19 protein-coding genes, 1 tRNA gene and 1 pseudogene are annotated in these 20,309 nt (G+C 69.1%); 13 read left to right on the forward strand and 8 right to left on the reverse strand.

The features are described 5' to 3' along the window. Positions 1-80 precede the first annotated feature (80 nt). A tRNA-Ser gene (locus tag K8940_RS14105) sits at positions 81-171 on the reverse strand. Positions 172-303: 132 nt separating this feature from the next. Between K8940_RS14105 and K8940_RS14110 the strand changes: the two genes are divergently transcribed. Continuing rightward, positions 304-1,818 (forward strand): exopolysaccharide biosynthesis polyprenyl glycosylphosphotransferase, encoded by a 1,515-nt coding sequence (locus K8940_RS14110; RefSeq protein ID WP_223390594.1) that lies wholly within the window; start codon positions 304-306, stop codon positions 1,816-1,818. Positions 1,819-2,147: 329 nt separating this feature from the next. Here K8940_RS14110 and K8940_RS14115 read toward each other — a convergent pair whose 3' ends face one another. Together K8940_RS14115 and K8940_RS14120 are read right to left on the reverse strand one after the other, a co-directional pair. Further along, complete coding sequence (locus K8940_RS14115) at positions 2,148-2,426, reverse strand: sel1 repeat family protein (protein WP_223390595.1); 279 nt, start codon at positions 2,424-2,426, stop codon at positions 2,148-2,150. 171 nt (positions 2,427-2,597) lie between these two features. After that, the gene (locus K8940_RS14120; RefSeq protein WP_223390596.1) at positions 2,598-3,323 is read right to left on the reverse strand and encodes a glutathione S-transferase N-terminal domain-containing protein; all 726 of its coding nucleotides are present in this window, start codon (positions 3,321-3,323) and stop codon (positions 2,598-2,600) included. A 199-nt stretch (positions 3,324-3,522) separates the two neighbouring features. Here K8940_RS14120 and K8940_RS14125 point away from each other — a divergent pair, with 199 nt between their 5' ends. Together K8940_RS14125 and K8940_RS14130 are read left to right on the forward strand one after the other, a co-directional pair. Then, positions 3,523-4,041 carry an RcnB family protein gene (locus K8940_RS14125; protein WP_223390597.1) on the forward strand — a complete coding sequence of 173 codons (519 nt, stop codon included), beginning with the start codon at positions 3,523-3,525 and terminating at the stop codon, positions 4,039-4,041. A gap of 193 nt (positions 4,042-4,234) precedes the next feature. Next, entirely contained in the window at positions 4,235-4,585 is a 351-nt protein-coding gene (locus tag K8940_RS14130; RefSeq protein ID WP_223390598.1) for a proteophosphoglycan 5, read from the forward strand. A gap of 78 nt (positions 4,586-4,663) precedes the next feature. Here the strand turns inward: K8940_RS14130 and gatB are convergent, their stop codons facing one another. Continuing rightward, positions 4,664-6,160 carry an Asp-tRNA(Asn)/Glu-tRNA(Gln) amidotransferase subunit GatB gene (gene gatB, locus K8940_RS14135; protein WP_223390599.1) on the reverse strand — a complete coding sequence of 499 codons (1,497 nt, stop codon included), beginning with the start codon at positions 6,158-6,160 and terminating at the stop codon, positions 4,664-4,666. Positions 6,161-6,400: 240 nt separating this feature from the next. Here gatB and K8940_RS14140 point away from each other — a divergent pair, with 240 nt between their 5' ends. After that, positions 6,401-7,000, forward strand: coding sequence for a hypothetical protein (locus K8940_RS14140; protein ID WP_223390601.1), 600 nt, complete (start codon positions 6,401-6,403; stop codon positions 6,998-7,000). Positions 7,001-7,063: 63 nt separating this feature from the next. On the opposite strand, the pseudogene gatA reads toward K8940_RS14140, so the two are convergent. After that, a pseudogene (gene gatA, locus K8940_RS14145) lies at positions 7,064-8,532 on the reverse strand (Asp-tRNA(Asn)/Glu-tRNA(Gln) amidotransferase subunit GatA). Continuing rightward, positions 8,532-8,819, reverse strand: a complete 288-nt coding sequence (gene gatC, locus K8940_RS14150; RefSeq protein ID WP_223390602.1) for an Asp-tRNA(Asn)/Glu-tRNA(Gln) amidotransferase subunit GatC — start codon at positions 8,817-8,819, stop codon at positions 8,532-8,534. The pseudogene gatA and the gene gatC overlap by 1 nt, the downstream one beginning before the upstream one ends. An 82-nt stretch (positions 8,820-8,901) precedes the next feature. Here gatC and ruvX point away from each other — a divergent pair, with 82 nt between their 5' ends. The 7 genes from ruvX to K8940_RS14185 all read left to right on the forward strand — a co-directional run bounded on the left by ruvX (position 8,902) and on the right by K8940_RS14185 (position 15,959). Further along, a complete protein-coding gene (ruvX, locus tag K8940_RS14155; RefSeq protein WP_223390604.1) occupies positions 8,902-9,372 on the forward strand; it encodes a Holliday junction resolvase RuvX in 471 nt (156 codons plus the stop codon). 748 nt (positions 9,373-10,120) lie between these two features. Beyond that, on the forward strand, positions 10,121-11,116 hold the full coding sequence (locus K8940_RS14160) for an aspartate carbamoyltransferase catalytic subunit (protein WP_223390606.1): 996 nt from the start codon (positions 10,121-10,123) through the stop codon (positions 11,114-11,116). Beyond that, the gene (gene pyrC / locus K8940_RS14165) at positions 11,113-12,414 is read left to right on the forward strand and encodes a dihydroorotase (RefSeq protein ID WP_223390607.1); all 1,302 of its coding nucleotides are present in this window, start codon (positions 11,113-11,115) and stop codon (positions 12,412-12,414) included. Before K8940_RS14160 ends, pyrC begins: the two co-directional genes overlap by 4 nt. 64 nt (positions 12,415-12,478) lie before the next feature. Beyond that, positions 12,479-12,916 carry a hypothetical protein gene (locus K8940_RS14170; RefSeq protein WP_223390608.1) on the forward strand — a complete coding sequence of 146 codons (438 nt, stop codon included), beginning with the start codon at positions 12,479-12,481 and terminating at the stop codon, positions 12,914-12,916. A gap of 79 nt (positions 12,917-12,995) precedes the next feature. Continuing rightward, positions 12,996-13,652 (forward strand): glycerol-3-phosphate 1-O-acyltransferase PlsY, encoded by a 657-nt coding sequence (gene plsY / locus K8940_RS14175; RefSeq protein ID WP_223390609.1) that lies wholly within the window; start codon positions 12,996-12,998, stop codon positions 13,650-13,652. Then, a complete protein-coding gene (gene dprA, locus K8940_RS14180; protein WP_223390610.1) occupies positions 13,649-14,746 on the forward strand; it encodes a DNA-processing protein DprA in 1,098 nt (365 codons plus the stop codon). Before plsY ends, dprA begins: the two co-directional genes overlap by 4 nt. 25 nt (positions 14,747-14,771) lie before the next feature. After that, on the forward strand, positions 14,772-15,959 hold the full coding sequence (locus tag K8940_RS14185) for a methyltransferase (protein ID WP_223390611.1): 1,188 nt from the start codon (positions 14,772-14,774) through the stop codon (positions 15,957-15,959). Here the strand turns inward: K8940_RS14185 and K8940_RS14190 are convergent. Together K8940_RS14190 and K8940_RS14195 are read right to left on the reverse strand one after the other, a co-directional pair. Further along, positions 15,956-16,750 carry a hypothetical protein gene (locus tag K8940_RS14190; RefSeq protein ID WP_223390612.1) on the reverse strand — a complete coding sequence of 265 codons (795 nt, stop codon included), beginning with the start codon at positions 16,748-16,750 and terminating at the stop codon, positions 15,956-15,958. The genes K8940_RS14185 and K8940_RS14190 overlap by 4 nt on opposite strands. Before the next feature lie 101 nt (positions 16,751-16,851). Next, positions 16,852-17,022 (reverse strand): hypothetical protein, encoded by a 171-nt coding sequence (locus K8940_RS14195; protein ID WP_223395868.1) that lies wholly within the window; start codon positions 17,020-17,022, stop codon positions 16,852-16,854. Between the two features lie 161 nt (positions 17,023-17,183). Between K8940_RS14195 and topA the strand changes: the two genes are divergently transcribed. Further along, positions 17,184-19,883 (forward strand): type I DNA topoisomerase, encoded by a 2,700-nt coding sequence (topA, locus tag K8940_RS14200; RefSeq protein ID WP_223390613.1) that lies wholly within the window; start codon positions 17,184-17,186, stop codon positions 19,881-19,883. A gap of 38 nt (positions 19,884-19,921) precedes the next feature. Beyond that, positions 19,922-20,293: a hypothetical protein gene (locus K8940_RS14205; RefSeq protein ID WP_223390614.1), complete on the forward strand. Its 372-nt coding sequence runs from the start codon at positions 19,922-19,924 to the stop codon at positions 20,291-20,293. Positions 20,294-20,309: the final 16 nt, after the last annotated feature.

Raw genomic sequence — 20,309 nt, forward strand, 5'->3', positions numbered from 1 at the left:
CAGAAACGCGAGTTTTCCGTGATAAATCAACGGCTCATAGACGTCTGCGGACGCCGATGGATTATACTGGAAAGTGATGGTGGCGGAAACGGAGGGATTCGAACCCTCGATACCCTTTAGGGGTATGCCGCTTTAGCAAAGCGGTGCCTTCAGCCTCTCGGCCACGTTTCCTCCTTGAGAGGGAGCGGTTCGATAGCCTGTTCGCTTCGCGATGACAACGCGCTTGTGCGGAAAATCTGCGTGTTAACGTCGCACTTAGACGGCGACGCTAAACCGAACGCGGTTTTCTGAAAGTCGAGCGCCATGCAACCCGTTCCGCAACCCGCCGCCAATGCCGACAAGGCCTCGGCTTTCGTCGCCGCGACGGACGTTCCCCCCCGCGCGGGCGGCGGAGGCGGCGTCGCGCCCGGGCCGACGAGCCGCGGGCCTTTCCGGCCAGGACGACTGGTCCCGACCCGGGCGCGCCTGGAGGCGCGGTGGCTGGCGCGCGCGTTCCAGGTGGCCGATGTCCTGGTCGCCGTCGGCATCGCCCTGAGCCTGGCCCTGGACGGGTTTCCTGCGGCCGCCTGCCTCTGGGGCGTGACTACGCTGATCGCCCTGCACGCCGTCGGCGCCTACGCCTTTCCACGCAAGCAGACCCTGCTCCAGCACCTGGCGCGCGCGGCCGTCGCCATCGGCGCGGGCCTGGCCGTCGCCGGCTCGACCCCGCTGGCTTTCGGCAGGATCGACGCGCCGGTCGTCCGGATCCTGGCGAACGCGGCCCTGGTCTTCGCCGGCTTGCACACGCTGTGGTGGGCCGTCATCAACCACGGTCGACAGCAGGGCCGCCTCACGCCCAACATCGTCGTGGTCGGCGCCACGGCCAACGCCGAGCGCCTGATCGACGCGGCCATGCGCACCGGCGAGGTCAATGTGCTGGGCGTGTTCGACGACCGCCTGAACCGCGCGCCCGAGAACGTCATGGGCGTGCCGGTCCTGGGCGACACGACCGCCCTGCTCGACCATCGCATCATGCCCTTCGTCGACCGCGTGGTCATCGCGGTGCCGGCTTCGGCCGAGAGCCGCGTGCGCCAGTTGGTCGACAAGTTGAGCGTCCTGCCCAATCCGCTGAACCTCTTCATCGAGATGGGCGGACCGGCCGACGACGACGCGGCCCTGGCCCGCATCGCGGCCGGCGGCGAGAACGAACTGTCGGGCGCCACGACGGCCCTGCGCCGCGCCTGGATCAAGCGCGCCCAGGACTTGGCGATCGCCGTCGTCGGCCTGGTAGCGGCCGGCCCGATCATGCTGTTGGTCGCCCTGGCGGTGAAGCTGGACAGCCCGGGCCCGATCTTCTTCCGCCAGCGCCGTCACGGCTTCAACAACGAGGAGATCCTCGTCTGGAAGTTCCGCTCGATGCGCCACGAGATGGCCGACGCCAGCGCCGCGCGCCAGATCAGCGCCGACGACGACCGCGTCACCCGGGTCGGCAAGTTCATCCGCAAGACCAGCCTCGACGAGTTGCCGCAGCTGTTCAATGTGCTGGCCGGCGAGATGTCGATCGTCGGTCCCCGTCCCCACGCCATCGGCATGAAGACCGCTGGCGTCGAGTCGGCCAAGCTGGTCGCCGACTACGCCCACCGCCATCGCATGAAGCCCGGCCTGACCGGATGGGCCGCCATCAACGGCTCGCGCGGCCCCGTCGACACGCCCGAGAGCGTTCGCCAGCGCGTGGCCCTGGACGTCGAATATATCGAGCGTCAGTCGTTCTGGCTGGACCTCTACGTCATCTTCATGACAGTCCCCTGCCTGCTGGGCGACCGGTCGGCGGTGCGCTAAGCCGCGAAGAGGCCGTCCTCGCGCCGTCACGGCGTGAAGTCTTGATGGTCGAGCGTGGACGGGGAGCGTTTCCGGACGCCGGCCTTCATGGCGATCGCGCCAGCGGCCGGCTCTCGCGGGGTTCGTGACCCTGGCGACGCGAACCTCGGGGTCCTGCGCCGCTTCGACGTCGTCCACGCGCCGCTCGGCGGCCAGGTGGAGACGGGTCTCTCTATATGCGGCGGCCTTGCACGGCTCGCCGACAGGCTTCGGCTACGCGATCAACGGCGGCGTCAGCCGATGACGTCCCGCCATTGAATCGCGAAAGGCCTGAACCCGGCGTGCCGGGTTCAGCCGTGGGCGAGCCATTCGCGGGCCTGGCGCTGGGCCTCGGCGACGTCTTCGCTGGCCATCTCCTGCGACAGCTCCTTGCGGTAGACCTTGGCTTCGACCGAACCGCGCATGGCGGCCAGGTTGAACAGCATGTGGGCCGAGACGTAGTCCAGCGGCGCGCCGCCCTGACCGGTCGAATACAGCAGGCCCATGCGGAACAGTTCGTCACCCGTCGAGGTGACGGTCGGCAGCGGCAGCGTGGCGACGATGGCCGGCGGCGCTTCATTCATCATCATGGCTCATCTCCTCTCTCAAGCTCGTCCCGGCGTTTTGCCGTTCTGAGCCCGAGAGCAGAAAAGTCCTGAGCCACTGAACATATAGTTAAGCGCGCGAACATCATAAATGTCGCACCCAATACACCAGTTCTTCAAAGTGATTACCGCGCGTAAACGCCAGTATACGGCGCGTTAACGCGCTCTCTGGCCAAAGAGGACCTTGCGAGCCTCTTCCGCGGCTTTTCCAGACGCTTGCAGCCCTCCGGACCGCAATTCCGCGCCGAGCTTGAAGCCCTTCTGAACCGCCTCGCGAGCGCCGACGCGCTCGAACCAGCCCCTCAGATTGGGGAACTCGTCGAGAATGATGCCCTGGTTTTTCCACGGAACAACCCATGGCCAGCTCATGAAGTCGGCGATGGACAATTGGCCGCAGATGAAATCGCGTCCCTCGAGGCGCTTGTTGAGCACCCCGTACAGCCTGTGGGTCTCGTTGGTGTAGCGGATGGCGCCGTAGGCGATCTGGCGCTGGTCGGCGATGATCGAGGCGGCATACTGGCGGAAGTGATGGGTCTGGCCGGCCATGGGGCCCAGGCCGCCCATCTGCCACATCACCCACTGGTCGATCTCGACCCGGTCACGTTCGGTCTCACCGTAGAACTGGCCGGTCTTGCGGCCCAGATACTGCAGGATGGCCCCGGACTCGAAGATCGAGATCGGCTGGCCGTCCGGCCCCTCCGGATCGACGATGGCCGGCATGCGGTTGTTGGGACTGATGGCCAGGAAGTCCGGCTTGAACTGTTCGCCGGTTCCGATGTTCACCGGGATCATCTCGTAGGGCAGACCCATCTCCTCCAGGGCGATGGAGACCTTCCAGCCGTTGGGCGTGGGCCAATAGTAGAGTTCGATCGGACGGCTCATCGGCCTTCCCTCCCCGGTCATCTTTGTTGCCTCGCAACATGGTCGCGATGGCCGGTCGCGCCAAGGTCCTGGCCCAGAAATCCCTGAAAGCGCCGTTCAGGCCGGGTTCAGCCGACGACGCCCATCGTGCGTTTCAAGGTCGAGGGAAGTTTCTCGGCGGCGCCGCGATAGCGCCGCCCGACCACGAGGAGAAGACGAGATGAAACGTCTGCTGCTGACCATCGCCGCCGTGGCCTCGGTGGCCGCCCCGCTGGCTCTGACAGCGACCGACGCCGCCGCCCAGGATCGCGGCCGCTGGGAGCATCGCGACCGTGACCGCGACTGGGATCGCGGCGGCTGGGATCGCGGCGGCCGGGATCGCGACCGTCACGATCGCGACCGGGGTCACTGGGACAATGGCCGTCACAACGGCTGGGACCGCCACGACCGCTGGGATGGCGGCCGCCATAACGGCTATTATTACAACAATCGTTGGTCCTACGGCCCGCCACCCGTCGAATATTACGGCCGTCCGGGCTTCCGCCCCGGCTATTCCGCCTGGCGTCGCGGCGCCTATCTTCCCGGGTACTATCGCGAGCGCGGCTATGTGGTGAACGATTACTATCGCTATCACCTGCGCCCGCCGCCCCGGGGCTACTATTGGTACCGCACCGGCAATGACTACGTGCTGGCCGCCATCGCGACGGGCCTGATCTTCGACGTCATCGCCAATCACTAGACCTGACTGCCTTTGAGCGGTTCGAGACGGCGTCCTGGGCTTTGCCTCGGGGCGCCGTTTTGCCGCCATGCGCGCCACAACCTCGCCGCGTGTTGGGCGGGATCGCCCGATTGCGAAGTCATTTCGACCGCATTGCCCGGCCAGCGTTGGCCTCGCGTCACACTCCGACGCTGAAGCAACATGGTCCCCCCCGATGAAGACCCTGCGCATCACCACCGCCGCGCTCACTCTGGCCGCCGCCGCTTACGCCGGTTCGGCCCTGGCCCAGACGACGGCGCCGCAGACCACCCCGGCCGATCCCCAGCCGAGCCTGACGACCCCGGCCCCGACGACCGAGACGCCGCCGGCCGCGGATCCCTCGACCCAGGCCGCGCCGCCGACGTCCGAGACCGCCGCGCCGGCCGACAGCGCCGGCACGCCCAGTTCGGCCACCGCGCCGTCCACGGACGAGCAGGCCGCGCCCACCGGCGACAAGGCCGGGAAGAAGGCCAAGAAACACAAGAAGCACGCCGACGACCCGGCGGCTCCGAGCCAACCGCAATAACAAGAAGTTCGCATCAACGAAGAAGGGCCCGTGGCGTCCGCCGCGGGCCCTCGTCGTGTCGGGATGGTCCGAAAGCGCCTATTCGACGCCGAGCTTCTTGCGCAGCAGCTCGTTGACAGTACCCGGATTGGCCTTGCCGCCGGTGGCCTTCATGACCTGGCCGACGAACCAGCCCAAGGCCTGCGGCTTGTCCTTCACCGCCTCGGCCTTGTCCGGATTGCCGGCGATCAGCTCGTCGATGGCCTTCTCGATGGCGCCGGTGTCGTTGATCTGCACCAGGCCGCGCTTCTCGACGATCTCGGCGGGGCGGCCTTCGCCGGCCCACATGTGCTCGAAGACCTCCTTGGCGATCTTCGACGAGATCGTGCCGTTCTCGATCAGCTCAACCAGCTGGGCGATGTCCGACGACGGCAGCGGCGAGTTGGCGATCTCGTGGCCGCCGGCCGACAGCTTCGACAGCAGCTCGTTGGTCACCCAGTTGGCCACCAGCTTGGCGTCGCGACCTTTCGCGGCGGCCTCGAAGTAGTCGGCGCGGTCGCTCTCGATGATCAGCACGCCGGCGTCATAGGCCGACAGGCCGTACTGGCTCTGCAGGCGCGCCTTCTTGGCGTCCGGCAGTTCCGGCAAGGTTTCCTCGATCTGCTTCACCCAGGCCGCGTCCAGGACCAGCGGCAGCAGGTCCGGATCGGGGAAGTAGCGGTAGTCGTGCGCCTCTTCCTTGCTGCGCATCGAACGAGTCTCGCCCTTGGTCGGATCGAACAGGCGGGTCTCCTGGTCGATCTTGCCGCCGTCCTCCAGGATCTCGATCTGGCGACGGGCCTCGTACTCGATGGCCTGCTGGATGTAGCGATAGCTGTTGACGTTCTTGATCTCGCAGCGCGTGCCCAGGTGCTTGAAGCTGCCCGTCTCGCGGAACTTCTCGTAGTCGCCGGGGCGGCAGACCGAGACGTTGACGTCGGCGCGCAGGTTGCCCTTTTCCATGTCACCGTCGCAGGTGCCCAGGTAGACGAGGATGGTGCGCAGCTTCTTGACGTAGGCGGCCGCTTCTTCCGAAGTTCTCATGTCGGGCTTGGAGACGATCTCCATCAGCGCCGTGCCGGCGCGGTTCAGGTCGACATAGGTCGCATTCGGATCCTGGTCGTGCAGCGACTTGCCCGCGTCCTGTTCCAGGTGCAGGCGCTCGATGCGCACGTCGAAGGTCGTGCCGTCATCGCGCTCGACCGTCACCACGCCCTCGCCGACGATCGGCTGGTCGAACTGGCTGATCTGATAGCCCTGCGGCAGGTCGGGGTAGAAGTAGTTCTTCCGGTCGAAGCGGCTCTTCAGGTTGATCTGGGCCTTCAGGCCCAGGCCCGTCTTCACCGCCTGCTCGACGCAGTACTTGTTGAGCACCGGCAGCATGCCCGGCATGGCCGCGTCCACGAGGCTGACCTGCTCGTTCGGCCCCGCGCCGAAGCCGACGGCGGCGCCGGAGAACAGCTTCGACTTGCTGGCCACCTGAGCGTGGACCTCCAGGCCCAGAACGATTTCCCACGGGCCGGTGCGGCCTTGGATCACTTTGGAATCTTGCGTCATGGCCGTCTCTCTACATCAAGCGGACCGTGGCCGAAAAGCTCTGGGACATATCCGGCGAGCATCTTCGACAATCCAGGGCCGGCAAGGCTTTGAAGTTGTTCCCAGGAAGCGGAGCCGTTCGATTTTCGCCCTTCCAGAATAAGGCCAGATTTCGTCAAATCCGGCGCCATTGCGGGGCAAGGGAACCGTCGAGTTATCGCGTCGTTCATTTTCTCGAACAGCTCACTCACGGAGGTAGAAATGCCCACCGCTCGCACCATTCGGTCGACTCTGAACTTCGACGCTCCGGAACCGGTTGTCACGACCGATTCCAATGCTTCGGCTCTGTTTCCGGCCCAGCCGATCTATGCTCGTACGCCGAAGAAGAAGGCGTCCAACAACCTGCCGCTTCTGGTCGGCGTCCCGGTCCTGGCCGTCGCGGCTGGCGCCCTGATCTGGGGCATGACCACCCAGCGCGCCGAGGCCCCGACCGATCCGCAGTCGCTGAAGGTCGCCGCCGCCGAAAGCCCCGCGCCGCTGACGACGCCGCTGCCCCCCGAGACCTCGGCCACGCCGGCCCCGATCCCGCAGCCTACCGAGATCGCCGCCAACGAGACGCCGGCCCCCGCCCCGGTCGCTAGAACGACTACGCCGCGCGCCGCTGCTCCGGCCCGTCGCGCCGCCCCGGTCCGCGAGACCGCGCCGGCCGCCGAGAGCGCCTCGGCCAATGTCAGCGCCACCGTTCCGGCCACGCCGCCGACCGTGAGCGCCCCGATCGCCGAGCCGGCCCCGCTGGTCGTCCCGCCGCCGGCCGCGCCGCAGCCGGTCCAGGCCGTCCCGGAGCCCAGCGCCCCGATGTAACCCGCCAGGGTCCCACACCCCGAAACGAAGAAGGGCGGCTCCACCGGAGCCGCCCTTTTCATGTCACCACCACTTCTCGGCCTTGGCCGAGAAGCCCGCGGCCTTCTCGACCGCCCCGGCGACAGAGAACACCGTGCCCTCGTCCAGGGGCTTGCCGATGATCTGCAGGCCCAGCGGCAGGCCGTTGGCGTCGAGGCCGGCGGGCAGGGACAGGCCCGGCAGACCCGCCAGGTTCGTCGTCACCGTGAAGACGTCGTTCAGGTACATGGCGATCGGGTCGTTGCTGTTCTCGCCCAGGCCGAACGCCGCGACGGCGCGGTCGGGGTGAGGATCGCGTCGCACTTCTCCCACGCCGCGTCGAAGTCCTCGGCGATGCGGCGACGCACCTTCAAAGCCTTCAGGTAGTAGGCGTCGTAGTAGCCGGCGCTCAGCACATAGGTGCCGATCAGAATGCGGCGCTTGACCTCGTCGCCGAAACCCGAGGCGCGGGTGTGCTCGTAGATCTCGGTCAGGTTGGCGCCGTCCTCGCGCAGGCCGTAGCGCATGCCGTCGTAGCGGGCCAAATTCGAGGACGCTTCGGCCGGGGCCACGATGTAGTAGGCCGGCAGGGCGTACTTGGTGTGCGGCAGGCTGATGTCGACGATCTCGCAGCCGGCCTCCTTCAGCCAGGCGACGCCGTCGGCCCACAGCTTCTCGATCTCGGCCGGCATGTTGTCGACGCGGTATTCCTTCGGAATGCCGATGCGCAGGCCCTTGACCGACTTGCCGACGAACTGGGTGAAGTCCGGAACCGGGATGTCGAGGCTGGTCGAGTCCTTGGGGTCGTGACCCGACATCGAGGTCAGCAGCAGGGCCGCATCCTCGACGGTCTTGGCGATCGGCCCGGCCTGGTCCAGCGAGCTGGCGAAGGCCACGACGCCCCAGCGCGAGCAGCGGCCGTAGGTCGGCTTGATGCCGACGGTGCCGGTGAAGGCGGCCGGCTGGCGGATCGAGCCGCCAGTGTCGGTGGCCGTGGCGCCCAGGCACAGGTCGGCGGCGACGGCGGCGGCCGAACCGCCCGAGCTGCCGCCCGGAGTCAGGGCCTTGTTCGAGTTCGCCGCGCGCCAGGGATTGGTGACCGGACCGAAGTAGCTGGTCTCGTTCGACGAGCCCATGGCGAACTGGTCGAGGTTCAGCTTGCCCAGCATCACCGCGCCGTCGCGCCACAGCTGGCTGGTGACGGTCGACTCGTAGGTCGGCACGAAGTTCTCGAGGATCTTCGAGCAGGCCGTGGTGCGCACGCCGTCGGTGCAGAACAGGTCCTTGACCCCGAGCGGCGCGCCTTCCAGCGGGCCGGCCTCGCCTAGAGCCCGGCGGGCGTCGGACTTGGCGGCCATGTCCAGGGCCTTTTCCGGGGTCTCCAGGATATAGGCGTTGAGGCCGCGCGCGGCCTCGACGGCCTCGATGTGGGCCTGGGTGAGTTCGACCGAGGTGAACTCGCGCTTGGTCAGGCCGTCGACGGCGGCCTTCAGGGTCAGCTTCGTCAGGCTCATTATTCGACGACCTTCGGCACGACGAAGAAGTTGTTGATCGACTTGGGGGCGTTGCTGGTCACGCGGGCCGGATCGCCGCCCATGGTGACGACGTCTTCGCGCAGCGGCAGGCCCGAGGCCACGACGCTGGTCAGCGGCTCGCAGCCGTCGGTGTCGACCTCGGCTAGCTGCTCGATCCAGGTCATGATGCCGTTGAGCTCCTGGGCCAGGGCCTCGATGCGCTCTTCGGGTTCGGCGATGCGGGCGAGCCGGGCGACCTTCCGCACCGTGGCGGCGTCAATGGCCATGGGGATCTCCTGAAATTCGAGAGCGTGGGTTAGCGGTCCAACGCGGTTGTTTCAAGCGGCGCGGCTCCTGATAAAGAGAGCCATGCCCGTTCTCGACATCGAAGCCTTCGCCGCCGCCCTGCCCCAGTACGCTCCGATCGTGGGCCTGGACCCGGGCGAGAAGACCATTGGGGTCGCCGTCTCGGACGTCACCCGCACGGTCGCCAGCCCGCTGGCCCTGATCGAGAAGACCAAGTTCACCCAGGACGCCGAGGCGCTGTTCAAGCTGATGGACAGCCGGGGCGCCATCGGCATCGTGGTCGGCCTGCCGATGAACATGGACGGCACCGAGGGCGTCCGCTGCCAGTCCAACCGCGCCCTGGCCCGCAACCTGCTGCGCCTGAAGCCCGACCTGCCGATCACCTTCTGGGACGAGCGTCTGTCGACGGCGGCGGTGACGCGGGTGCTGATCGACGAGCATGACGTGTCTCGCAAGCGCCGGGACCAGGTCGTGGACAAGATGGCGGCGGGCTGGATCCTGCAGGGGGCGTTGGAGCGGCTGCGGTCTCTGTAGCCCCCATCCGCCTTGATGGGGGGGACGCGATCTATCGACCACGCGCCTGAAGCTGCGAGTTGATGGAAAGGGACGCGGAGCGCCGGACGACGTCCGGAGTTGGATAGGGTTGATACCGTTTCGACGAAGCCCGAACGCTCCGCGCGGTCGTTATCCGCCAGCGTCCCGTCAGGTGGCCCTGTTGAGGCCTTAACGGGACCTGGGTTCCTCCGTTTCCGAAAGCGCCCAGAGGTCGAAGAGGACGGGCTTTCAGCCGGACACGCCCTTTGGCCTTCGACCACGCCGGCGGCGGGCGGGCCTGGCCAGCAACCAGGTCCCCGGACCGTCCGAGTATCCCCCTCGGACCTTGGCCCCGCTCGATCGCCCCCCGCCGCCACGATGGTCGCTGGCCACGCGCCCTTTCCTCGCGACGAGGTGGGACCAGTATGAGGTCGGGATTCAACGCGGATCATTCGAAGGCGCGTAAAACTGAGAAGTGGTTGATTTCACGGGGTTCGAGTTCGCAAATGCGGATCATGGAGCGCGCTCAATCCCCTTACTCGCCCCCTCCGCGCCTGCGGCGCTCCTCCCCCGGAGGGAGAAGAAGGAGGGCGCGGCGCACCTTCCGCCCCCTCCGGGGGCGGACGACCGCGTAGCGGTTAGGTGGGGGCCAGCGGCGTCGGCCGATCGTCCCCGCCATAGATCCTCCACAGAGCGTTTCCGCCGCACGCCTTCCCTTCCCCCTCAAACCCGCCTATGACGCGGGCTCATGACGGCTTCAGCCCATGACCCCGCCCGCGCGGCCATCGATGCGATCCGCGCCCGCGTCTTCGCCTTTCCAAAACGCCATTTCCTGTCCGCCGGCGACCTGAACGCGCCTCAGGCGACGGATCTGCTGGACCTGGCCGAGGCCTTCGTCGCCTTCAACCGCCAGACCTCCAAAAGCCTGGACCTGCTGCGCGGCCGGACGCTGATGAACCTGTTCTTCGAGAACAGCACCCGCACCCAGAGCTCGTTCGAGTTGGCCGGCAAGCGGCTCGGCGCCGACGTCGTCAACATGAACCCCAAGACCTCGTCGGTGGCCAAGGGCGAGACCCTGATCGACACCGCCGTCACCCTGAACGCGATGCGCCCGGACCTCCTGGTCGTGCGCCACGCCTCGTCGGGCGCGGCCTCGCTTCTCTCGCAGAAGGTCAGCGGCCACGTGGTCAACGCCGGCGACGGCCAGCACGAGCACCCGACCCAGGCCCTGCTGGACGCCCTGTCGATCCGCCGCGCCTTCGGCCGGGTCTCGGGCCTGACCGTGGCGATCTGCGGCGACGTTCTGCACAGCCGGGTGGCGCGCTCTAACGTCGCCCTGCTGCACACCCTGGGCGCCAGCGTGCGCCTGGTCGGCCCGCCCACCCTGATGCCCGCCCAGGCCGAGCGCTGGGGCGTCACCGTGCATCACGACATGAAGTCGGGCCTGGCCGGCGCCGACGTCGTCATGATGCTGCGCCTGCAGCTGGAGCGGATGCAGGGCGCCTTCGTGCCCTCGACCCGCGAATATTTCCGCTTCTACGGCCTGGACCGCGAAAAGCTGGCCCGCGCTGCGCCCGGCGCCAAGGTCATGCACCCCGGCCCGATGAACCGGGGCGTCGAGATCGACAGCGACGTCGCCGACGATCCGGCCGTCAGCCTGATCCAGGACCAGGTCGAGATGGGCGTCGCCGCCCGGATGGCGGTGCTGACCAGCCTCGCGGCCCGTATCGAGGCAGCCCAATGACCTCCGCCCAACCCCTCGCCCTCGTCAATGCCCGCCTGGTCGATCCCGAAAGCGGCTATGACGGCCCCGGCGGCGTCATCGTCTCGGAAGGCGTCATCGCCGACGTCGCCAAGGGCCGCGAGTTCGGCAAGCTCTCCAAGGCCGTGCGGGTCGTCGACTGCGGCGGCGCCCTGCTGGCCCCCGGCCTGATCGACCTGCGCGTCCGCACCGGCGAGCCCGGGGCCGAGACCAAGGAAACCCTGGCCTCGGCCGCCAAGGCCGCGGCGGCCGGCGGCGTCACCTCGTTCGTCGTCCAGCCCGACACCGCCCCGGCCATCGACGACCCCAGCGTCGTCGACTTCATCCTGCGCCGGGCGCGCGACATCGACAGCGCCCGGATCCTGGTGGCCGGCGCGGCGACCCGTGGGCTCAAGGGCGAGCAGATGGCCGAGATCGGCCTGATGCGCGAGGCCGGCTGCGTCTATGTCACCGATGCGGGCAAGCCCATTGTCGACAGCAAGGTCATGCAGCGCGTCCTGACCTATGCGAAGGGCTTCGACGCCTTGCTGGCCCACCGTCCGATGGATCCGTGGCTGGCCAAGGGCGGTGCGGCGACCGGCGGCGAATTCGCCGGCCGCATGGGCCTGCCCTCGATCTCGCCGATGGCCGAGCGGATCATGCTGGAGCGCGACGTCGCCCTGCTGGAAGCGACGGGCGGAAAGCTGCTGGTCGATCAGATCACCTCGGCCCAAGCATTGGAGACGCTTCAGCGCGCCAAGAAAAAAGGCCTGCGGATCACCGCCTCGGTGTCGATCAACCACCTGTCCTTCAACGAGCTGGACATCGGCGACTACCGCACCTTCGCCAAGCTGAACCCGCCCCTGCGCGGCGAGGACGACCGCCAGGCCCTGATCGAGGCCCTGGCCACGGGCCTGATCGACATCGTCGTTTCGTCGCACAGCCCGGCCCCGGCCGAGGACAAGCGCCTGCCGTTCGACGAGGCCGCGCCGGGCGCCATCGGGCTCGAGACCCTGCTGCCGGCCCTGCTGAGCCTGTATCACGAAGAACGCATCGCCCTGGTCGACCTGATCCGCGCCGTCACCCTGGCCCCAGCCGAGCTCCTGGGCCTGCGCGGCGGCCGCATCGCCCCGGGCGCGCCCGCCGATCTCGTCCTGTGCGACATCGACGCCCCGATCATCGTCGACGCCGCCCGCCTGCTGTCCAAGTCCAAGAACTCGCCGTTCGATGGCCGGAGGCTGCAGGGCCAGGTGCTGATGACGGTGGTCGACGGGCGCGTGGTGCACCGGGCGGAGGGTTAGAGTCCCTCCACTTCCGATTGCGCGATGCACGCGACGCGACCATAGTGCCTTCAAGGAGGCGCGCATGGCTGAAGTTCGTCCGCCTCGAGGCTCCGTCGCCTGGATCTTCGTCCTGCTGGGGCCAACGCTCACCATGGCCTTCGCCCTGGCGGAATCGCCGATCCGGAGCGTCGTGACGCCCGGCGACGTCAGTTTCCTCATCCTGGCCGTCGTGGTGGGGAGTAATCCCCTGGCCCTCGCCACGCCCTGGCTCTTGCTCATGCTGCCCTTCGGGCTGACGGGCGTGGTCGCCTTCAAGCTCGACGGTCGAATGAACGCCCTGCGGTTCGTCGCCGTCTGCACAGCGCTCGGGGCGACGCTTACGCTGTTGAGCGCCCCCTTGTTCAGCGCCTCGCCCGAGCTGTCCATGATCGCGGAGAGCGGCCTCGCGGCCCTGATGTGCGCCCTGGCCGCGCGGATCCGCCTTCCCTTCCACCGCGCCGCCCTTTTGCCCCGCCCGTGAGTCTGCACTACACCTGAGACCCACAACTCTCGCTTGCGCAGCGGTTGAATTCGCGCGCAACTCGCCTTAGGGTCGAAACGTGCAAGATCTCGCCGCCGCCACCTATCTGACGCTCGCCATCACCGTGGTCGGCGGTTACCTGCTGGGCTCGATCCCGTTCGGGCTGATCGCCACGCGCCTGGGCGGGGCTGGCGACATCCGGCAGATCGGCTCGGGCAATATCGGCGCGACCAACGTGCTGCGCTCGGGGCGCAAGGACCTGGCGGCCATCACCCTGCTGGGCGACGCCGGCAAGGGCGTGGTCGCGGTGCTGCTGGCCCGGTTCCTGACCCACGGCAACCCGGCGGTGATCGCCCTGGCCGGCGGGGCGGCGTTCCTGGGCCACCTGTTCCCGGTCTGGCTGAAGTTCAAGGGCGGCAAGGGCGTGGCCACCTTCTATGGCGTGCTGCTCAGCGCCTGCTGGCCGGTGGGCGTGCTGGCCGCCATCACCTGGCTGGCCATGGCGGCCGTGTTCCGCATCAGCTCGCTGGCCGCCCTGACCGCCGCCGTCCTGGCCGCGCCGTTCGCCCTGGCCACCGACCAGCCCTATCCGATGCTGGGCCTGGCCCTGTTCATGGCCGTGCTGATCTTCATCCGCCACCGCGAGAACATCGCCCGCCTGCTCAAGGGCCAGGAGCCCCGGATCGGCAAGAAGAAGGACGCGGAGGTTCCGCCCCCCGTCACCGGGACGCCGTGATCCCGGGCCGGCTCTCGGACATCCAGCGCTTCGCCTGGCTGCGCCTGGCGCGCACCGAGACCGTCGGCCCCGTCGCCTTCGATCACCTGATCGCCCGCTATGGCACGCCCGAGCGGGCCCTTTCCGCCCTGCCCGACCTGTCCCGGCGCGGCGGCCGCGCCGTTCCGCTGGCCCTGCCGCCACGCGAGGCGATCGAGCAGGAGCTCGAGACCGGCGCCAGGCTGGGCGCGCGCCTGATCTGCGGCTGCGAGCCCGACTTTCCGCCGCGCCTGGCCGCCCTGGATCCGCCGCCGCCGGTGCTCTGGGCACTGGGCCGGGCCGAACTGCTGTCCGAGCCCAGTCTGGCCATCGTCGGGGCCCGCATCGCCTCGGCCGCCGGCCAACGCTTCGCCCGCCAGTTGGCGACCGATCTGGGGACCGCCGGCTATGTCGTGGTCTCGGGCATGGCGCGCGGCATCGACGGCGCGGCGCACGAGGGCTCGCTGGCCACCGGCGCCATCGCCGTGCTGGGCGGCGGGGTCGGCGACGTCTATCCGCCCGAACACGACAAGCTACACGCGCGCCTGGCCGCCGAGGGCTGCGTCGTCTCCGAGAGCGCCCCCGACCGCCGCGCCCAGGCCAAGGACTTCCCGCGCCGCAACCGCATCATCTCGGGCCTGTCCCAGGGCGTGATCGTGGTCGAGGCCGAGCTGAAGTCCGGCTCGCTGATCACCGCCCGCCTGGCGGCCGAGCAGGGCCGCGACGTCTTCGCCGTGCCGGGCTCGCCGCTGGACCCGCGCTCGAAGGGCACGAACGACCTGATCCGCCAGGGCGCGATCCTGTGCGAGGGGGCCGAGGATGTGCTGCGCTCGCTGTCGGGCCAGATCCACCTGCGCGAGCGCGACCGGGACTACGAGCCCCGCCCGGACGCCGACATCGACCACGACGCCCTGCGCGAGCGCATCGCCGCCCTGCTCTCGCCCACGCCGGTGTCTCGCAACGACCTCGTGCGGGCGGCCGGCGCGCCGGTCTCGGCGGTGATGGCGGCCCTGGTCGAGCTCAGCCTGGCCGGGCGCGCCGAGCTACTGGACGGAGGCCTCGCGGCGCGGCCATAAGGGGCCGCGACACGGAGCGGCTGAGTTGGACAACCTGCAAGAGACCTTCGACCGCGCGCTGACCGCCGCCGCCGAGGGGCGCTTCGACGCCGCCGAGACCGGCTTCCGCGCCATTCTGGCGGTGAGGCCCGACGAGGGCGGGGCCCTCTTCGGCCTGGGCGTGACCCTGATGAACACCCGCCGGTTCCAGGACGCCGCCGACGCCCTGACCCGCGCCGTCGCCACGCCCGAGGTCGAGCCCCTGTGGCGCGCCTGCCTGGCCCAGGCGCTGTACATGACCGGCGACTTCGCCAGCGCCGCCGGGGCCTTCGAAGCGGTCGGCGAGCCCCTGGGCGACGGCGCCCAGCTGACCTGGGCCCGCGCGGCCGCCTACGCCGCCGTCGAGACCACCGCCGCCGAGACGGCGCTGGATCTCTATAAGCGCATCGCCGGCCCCCTGGCCGAGGATCCGGAGACCTTGTTCCGCGAGGGCTTCTCGGTCCTGGTCGCCTTCCAGCGCCTTCCGGCGGCGCGGAAGCTGGGCGACTGGCTGGCGCGGAACACGCCGGACGACCCGGTCCAGGCGCACGAACGCCGCGTGCTGACCGACCAGACCATCGACCGCGCGCCGTCGGAGTATGTCGAGGCGCTGTTCGACGGCTTCGCCGAGCGCTTCGACCGCCAGTTGGTCGACAATCTGGGCTACGACGCCCCGGCCCTGCTGGTCGAGAGGGTCGAGCGGCGCGGCGGACGGTTCGCGCGCATCCTCGACCTCGGCTGCGGGACGGGTCTGGCCGGACCGCACCTGCGCCGCCTCCAGGGACGGCTGACCGGCGTCGACCTGTCGGGCGGCATGCTGGCCCGGGCCGCCGAACGCGGCGACTACGACACTCTGGCCCAGGCCGAAGCCGTGGACTTCATGAGGTCGGCGCCGGCGGACTTCGACCTGATCTTCTCGACCGACGTCCTGATCTATTTTGGCGACCTGACGCCGCTGTTCGCCGCCGCCGCGGAGGCCCTGGCGCCCGGCGGCCTGCTGGCCGTCAGCACCGAGCTGGGCGAGGACGGCTGGACGCTGCTGCCGTCGGCCCGCTACGCCCACGGCGACGCCTATGTCCGCGCGGCCAGCGCGCCCTGGTTCGAGATCGTCGACCGGGCCGAGATCCCGCTGCGCCGCGACGCCGCCGCCGTCACGCCGGGCTGCCTCTACCTGATGACACTCAAGCCGGCCTAGCCGCCCCGCCGCGCGCCCTTGGCGAACAGCAGGTCCGACCAGCGCCAGTGACCGCCGCCCAGGGCGAAGCGGGCTCCGCCGGGGCCGTCGTTCAGGGAGATCAGGACGAGGCCCCGCATCGGTTCGGCGCGGCAGGCGGCCGGGGCGAAGGCGACCTCCATCATGATCATCTCGCGCAGGCCGGCCAGGCCGTCGCCTTCCTCGCCGGTGACCCGAGCCCAGTCGCCGCTCCACACCAGCGGCGCACGGCCGGCGCCGACGGTGGCGCTGTGGGCGCGCATCAGCGAGGCCCGAGCCCGAGGGTTCTTGCGCAGGCCCTCCTGCAGCAGGCGAACCATGTCACAGCCCGCGCCGCCGCCCCCGCCGCCGGAGCCCGAACCGGCGGTCGCCGCGCCCATCAGTTCGGACTCGCCCAGGCCCATGACCGGGCTGGGCGCGGGATCACGGCTGGCGGTGAAGGTCGGAACATTCCTGGGCGGCGGCGTCTTGGTCACGCGCAGGGGTGAGCGCGGCGCGGACCTGGCCGTCGCCTTGGCCGGCTTTTCGGGCGAAGGCGGCTTGGCCGGTGCCTTCACCGGCGACTTGGGCGCGTCGTGCGGCGCGGGCGGCGGCGGAGGGGGCGGCGGTGGCGGCGGCGGCGGCGGATCGACCAGCGAGACCATCACCGACGGCGGCTCCGCCGGCATGGGCGTCACGTGGGCGGCGAACAGGACCGCCACGGCCGCCACGTGCGCGCCGAGGCTCACGACCAGGGCCACGCCCTTCCCGCCGCGTCGTCTCCAATGCGCCATCAGTCCGCCAAGTCACAGGCCGAAGCGCCGGCCCACGACGTAACTCGACCACGCCCCCGCGTCAGGAACGTGGCGATTGGTCTAGCTTGAGGCGGGGGTCGTCAGACCGACAGGTCGACCAGCAGGCCCGTTCCGGCGGCCGGGGCGGCGCGCACGGCCTCCTTCAGCCGATCGGCGACTTCCGCGCGTTCGGCGTTCGAGACTACGGGCTTGATTTCCCGGATCGGCGAGACATAGGCCTCGGTGGCGATCCGGTTGACGGTCAGATCCATCGGCGTCCGGTCACAAAATGACGCCATGATGCTCTCACAACGATCTTAACGAGCGGCTAAGCGCGGCCGTTTCACAGGGCCTGCGTTGACAGACCCCTAGTGAAGCCCCCACTTTCCGGCGCTCGCCTCCAGGGCGATCCGCTTTCCAGCCCAGAGTCAGAATGAACGTCGTCGTCGTCGAGAGCCCGGCCAAGGCCAAGACCATCAACAAGTACCTCGGGTCCGACTACACGGTTCTCGCCTCGTACGGCCATATCCGCGACCTGCCCTCCAAGGATGGCTCGGTCGAACCGGACAACGACTTCGCCATGAGCTGGGAGGTCGACGCCAAGGCTTCCAAGCGCGTCAGCGACATCGTCGACGCCATGAAGAAGGCCGATCGCCTGATTCTGGCCACCGACCCGGATCGCGAAGGGGAAGCGATCAGCTGGCACGTGCTCGAGGTGCTGAACAAGAAGAAGGCGCTGAAGGACAAGTCGGTCCAGCGCGTCACCTTCAACGCCATCACCAAGACGTCCGTGCTGGAGGCCATGGCCAATCCGCGCGACGTCGACATGGAGTTGGTCGAGGCCTATCTCGCCCGCCGCGCCCTGGACTACCTGGTCGGCTTCACCCTCTCGCCGGTGCTGTGGCGCAAGCTGCCGGGCAGCCGCTCGGCCGGCCGCGTGCAGTCGGTCTGCCTGCGCCTGATCGTCGACCGCGAGATCGAGATCGAGCGCTTCAAGACCCAGGAATACTGGACCGTCGACGCCGACGTCTCGGCCGGCGCCGACCCGTTCCAGGCCCGCCTGGTCAAGCACGAGGGCAAGAAGCTCACCAAGTTCGACCTCGGTAACGAGACCTCGGCCCTGGCCGCCAAGGCCGCCGTCACCAACGCCGTATTCAAGGTCGCCGCCGTCGAGAAGAAGCCCGGCAAGCGCTCGCCCGCCCCGCCCTTCACCACCTCGACCCTGCAGCAGGAAGCCGCGCGCAAGCTGGGCTTCTCGGCCCAGCGCACCATGCAGGCCGCCCAGAAGCTGTACGAAGGCATCGACATCGGCGGCGAGACCGTGGGTCTCATCACCTACATGCGGACCGACGGCGTGTCGGTCGAGCCCGAAGGCATCGCCGAGGCGCGCAGCGTGATCGGCAATGTCTATGGCGCACCTTACGTCCCCGAGACGCCGCGCTACTACAAGGCCAAGGCCAAGAACGCCCAGGAGGCCCACGAAGCCATCCGGCCGACCAGCCTGAACCGCAACCCGGGCTCGCTGCGCCTGGAGTCGGATCTGGGCCGTCTGTACGAGCTGATCTGGAAGCGGATGATCGCCTCCCAGATGGAAAGCGCCCGCATCGAGCGCACCACGGTCGACCTGGAGAGCGCCGACGGCCAGACCGGCCTGCGCGCCACGGGCCAGGTCGTGCTCTTCCCCGGCTATCTGGCCGTCTATGAAGAAGGCCGCGACGACGAGGAAGGCGAGGACAGCGCCCGCCTGCCCGTGATCGAGGAAGGGGCCGCGGCCAAGGTCATCGAGGCCCGCGCCGACCAGCACTTCACCGAACCGCCGCCGCGCTATTCGGAAGCCAGCCTGGTCAAGAAGATGGAAGAGCTGGGGATCGGCCGCCCGTCGACCTACGCCTCGGTCCTGACCGTGCTGCGCGACCGCGAATACGTGAAGATGGACAAGCAGCGCTTCGTCCCCGAGGACAAGGGCCGCCTGGTCACCGCGTTCCTGGAGCAGTTCTTCAAGCGCTACGTCGAGTACGACTTCACCGCCGCGCTCGAAGAGCAGCTGGACCTGGTGTCGGACGGCAAGCTGGACTGGAAGCAGTTCCTTCGCGACTTCTGGAAGGACTTCCACGCCGCCGTCGGCGAGATCGCCGAGTTGCGCACCACCAACGTCCTGGACGCGCTGAACGAGGCCCTGGGCCCGCACATCTTCCCGGACAAGGGCGACGGTTCGGACCCGCGCCTGTGCCCGACCTGCCATAGCGGCCAGCTGTCGCTGAAGACCGGCAAGTTCGGGGCCTTCATCGGCTGCTCGAACTATCCGGAATGCCGCTACACCCGCCAACTGGGCGTGTCGGAAGGCGACGGCGAGGCCGAGAGCGCCGACAAGGAACTGGGGATCAATCCCGCCAGCGGCAGCGCCGTGTGGCTGAAGAACGGCCGCTTCGGCCCCTATGTCGAGGAGCTGGCGGCCGAGGGCAGCGGCGACAAGCCCAAGCGCTCGTCCCTGCCCAAGGGCTGGATCGCCTCGGCCATGGACCTGGAGAAGGCCCTGCGCCTGCTGTCGCTGCCGCGCGAGGTGGGCAAGCACCCGGACGACGGCAAGGTCATCACCGCGGGCCTGGGGCGCTTCGGGCCGTTCGTGCTGCACGACGGCACCTACGCCAACCTGGAGAACCCCGACGAGGTGTTCGACGTCGGCCTGAACCGCGCCGTCGCCATCCTGGCCGACAAGCGGGCCGGCAGCGGGCGTCCGCAGCGCGGCGCCGCGACGGCCCTGGCCGAACTGGGCAATCACCCCGAGGACGGCAAGCCGGTGCGCGTGCTGTCGGGGCGCTTTGGCCCCTACATCAAGCACGGCGACACCAACGCCAACGTGCCCAAGGGCAAGGATCCAGCGGCCCTGACCATCGAGGAGGCCGTGGCCCTGCTGGCCGAGCGCGCCGCCAAGGGCGGCGGCAAGAAGCCCGCGAAGAAGGCGGCCGCGCCGAAGAAGGCCGCCAAGGCGGAAGGCGACGCGCCGGCCAAGAAGACGGCCGCGAAGAAGCCCGCCGCCAAGAAGCCGGCGGCGAAGAAGGCCGCGCCCAAGAGCAAGGCCGGGGCCGCCGCGTCCTCGGACGACGGCGCCGCGCCGTGGGACGACGACGCCTGAATCTGTTCAGGCGCCAGGGAGAAGAGTAGAGTTCGACCATGACGACGCTGGAACGTCCTCTGCCCCTGCATGTCGTGGTGTCCGCGCTAGTGCTGTGCTGCGTGGCCGGTTTCGCCATGGGCCTGACCAACGCCATGAAGATCGACCACGGCGGCGGCGAGGTCTCCAAGCAGCCGCTGGCCGAGGTCTCGGGGGTGCCGGTCAAGGACGCCGCCCCCGCCCTCGCCTACGAGCCGCCGCCGGTCGAGGCCCCCAAGCCCAAGGCCGTCGAGGTCGAGACCGTCGAGCGGGAAGCCCCGGCCCCGGTCATCGAGGCCCCACCCGCGACGCCGGCCCCAGCCGCCGCCGCGCCTGCCGCGCCCAAGCCGGCCGACCCGCCGCCGCCCCGGTCGATCGAGGATTTGTACTGATCCCTCTCCCCCAAGG

The organism is Caulobacter segnis (genome assembly GCF_019931575.1).
In the GTDB taxonomy this organism is placed as follows: Bacteria; Pseudomonadota; Alphaproteobacteria; order Caulobacterales; family Caulobacteraceae; genus Caulobacter; species Caulobacter segnis_C.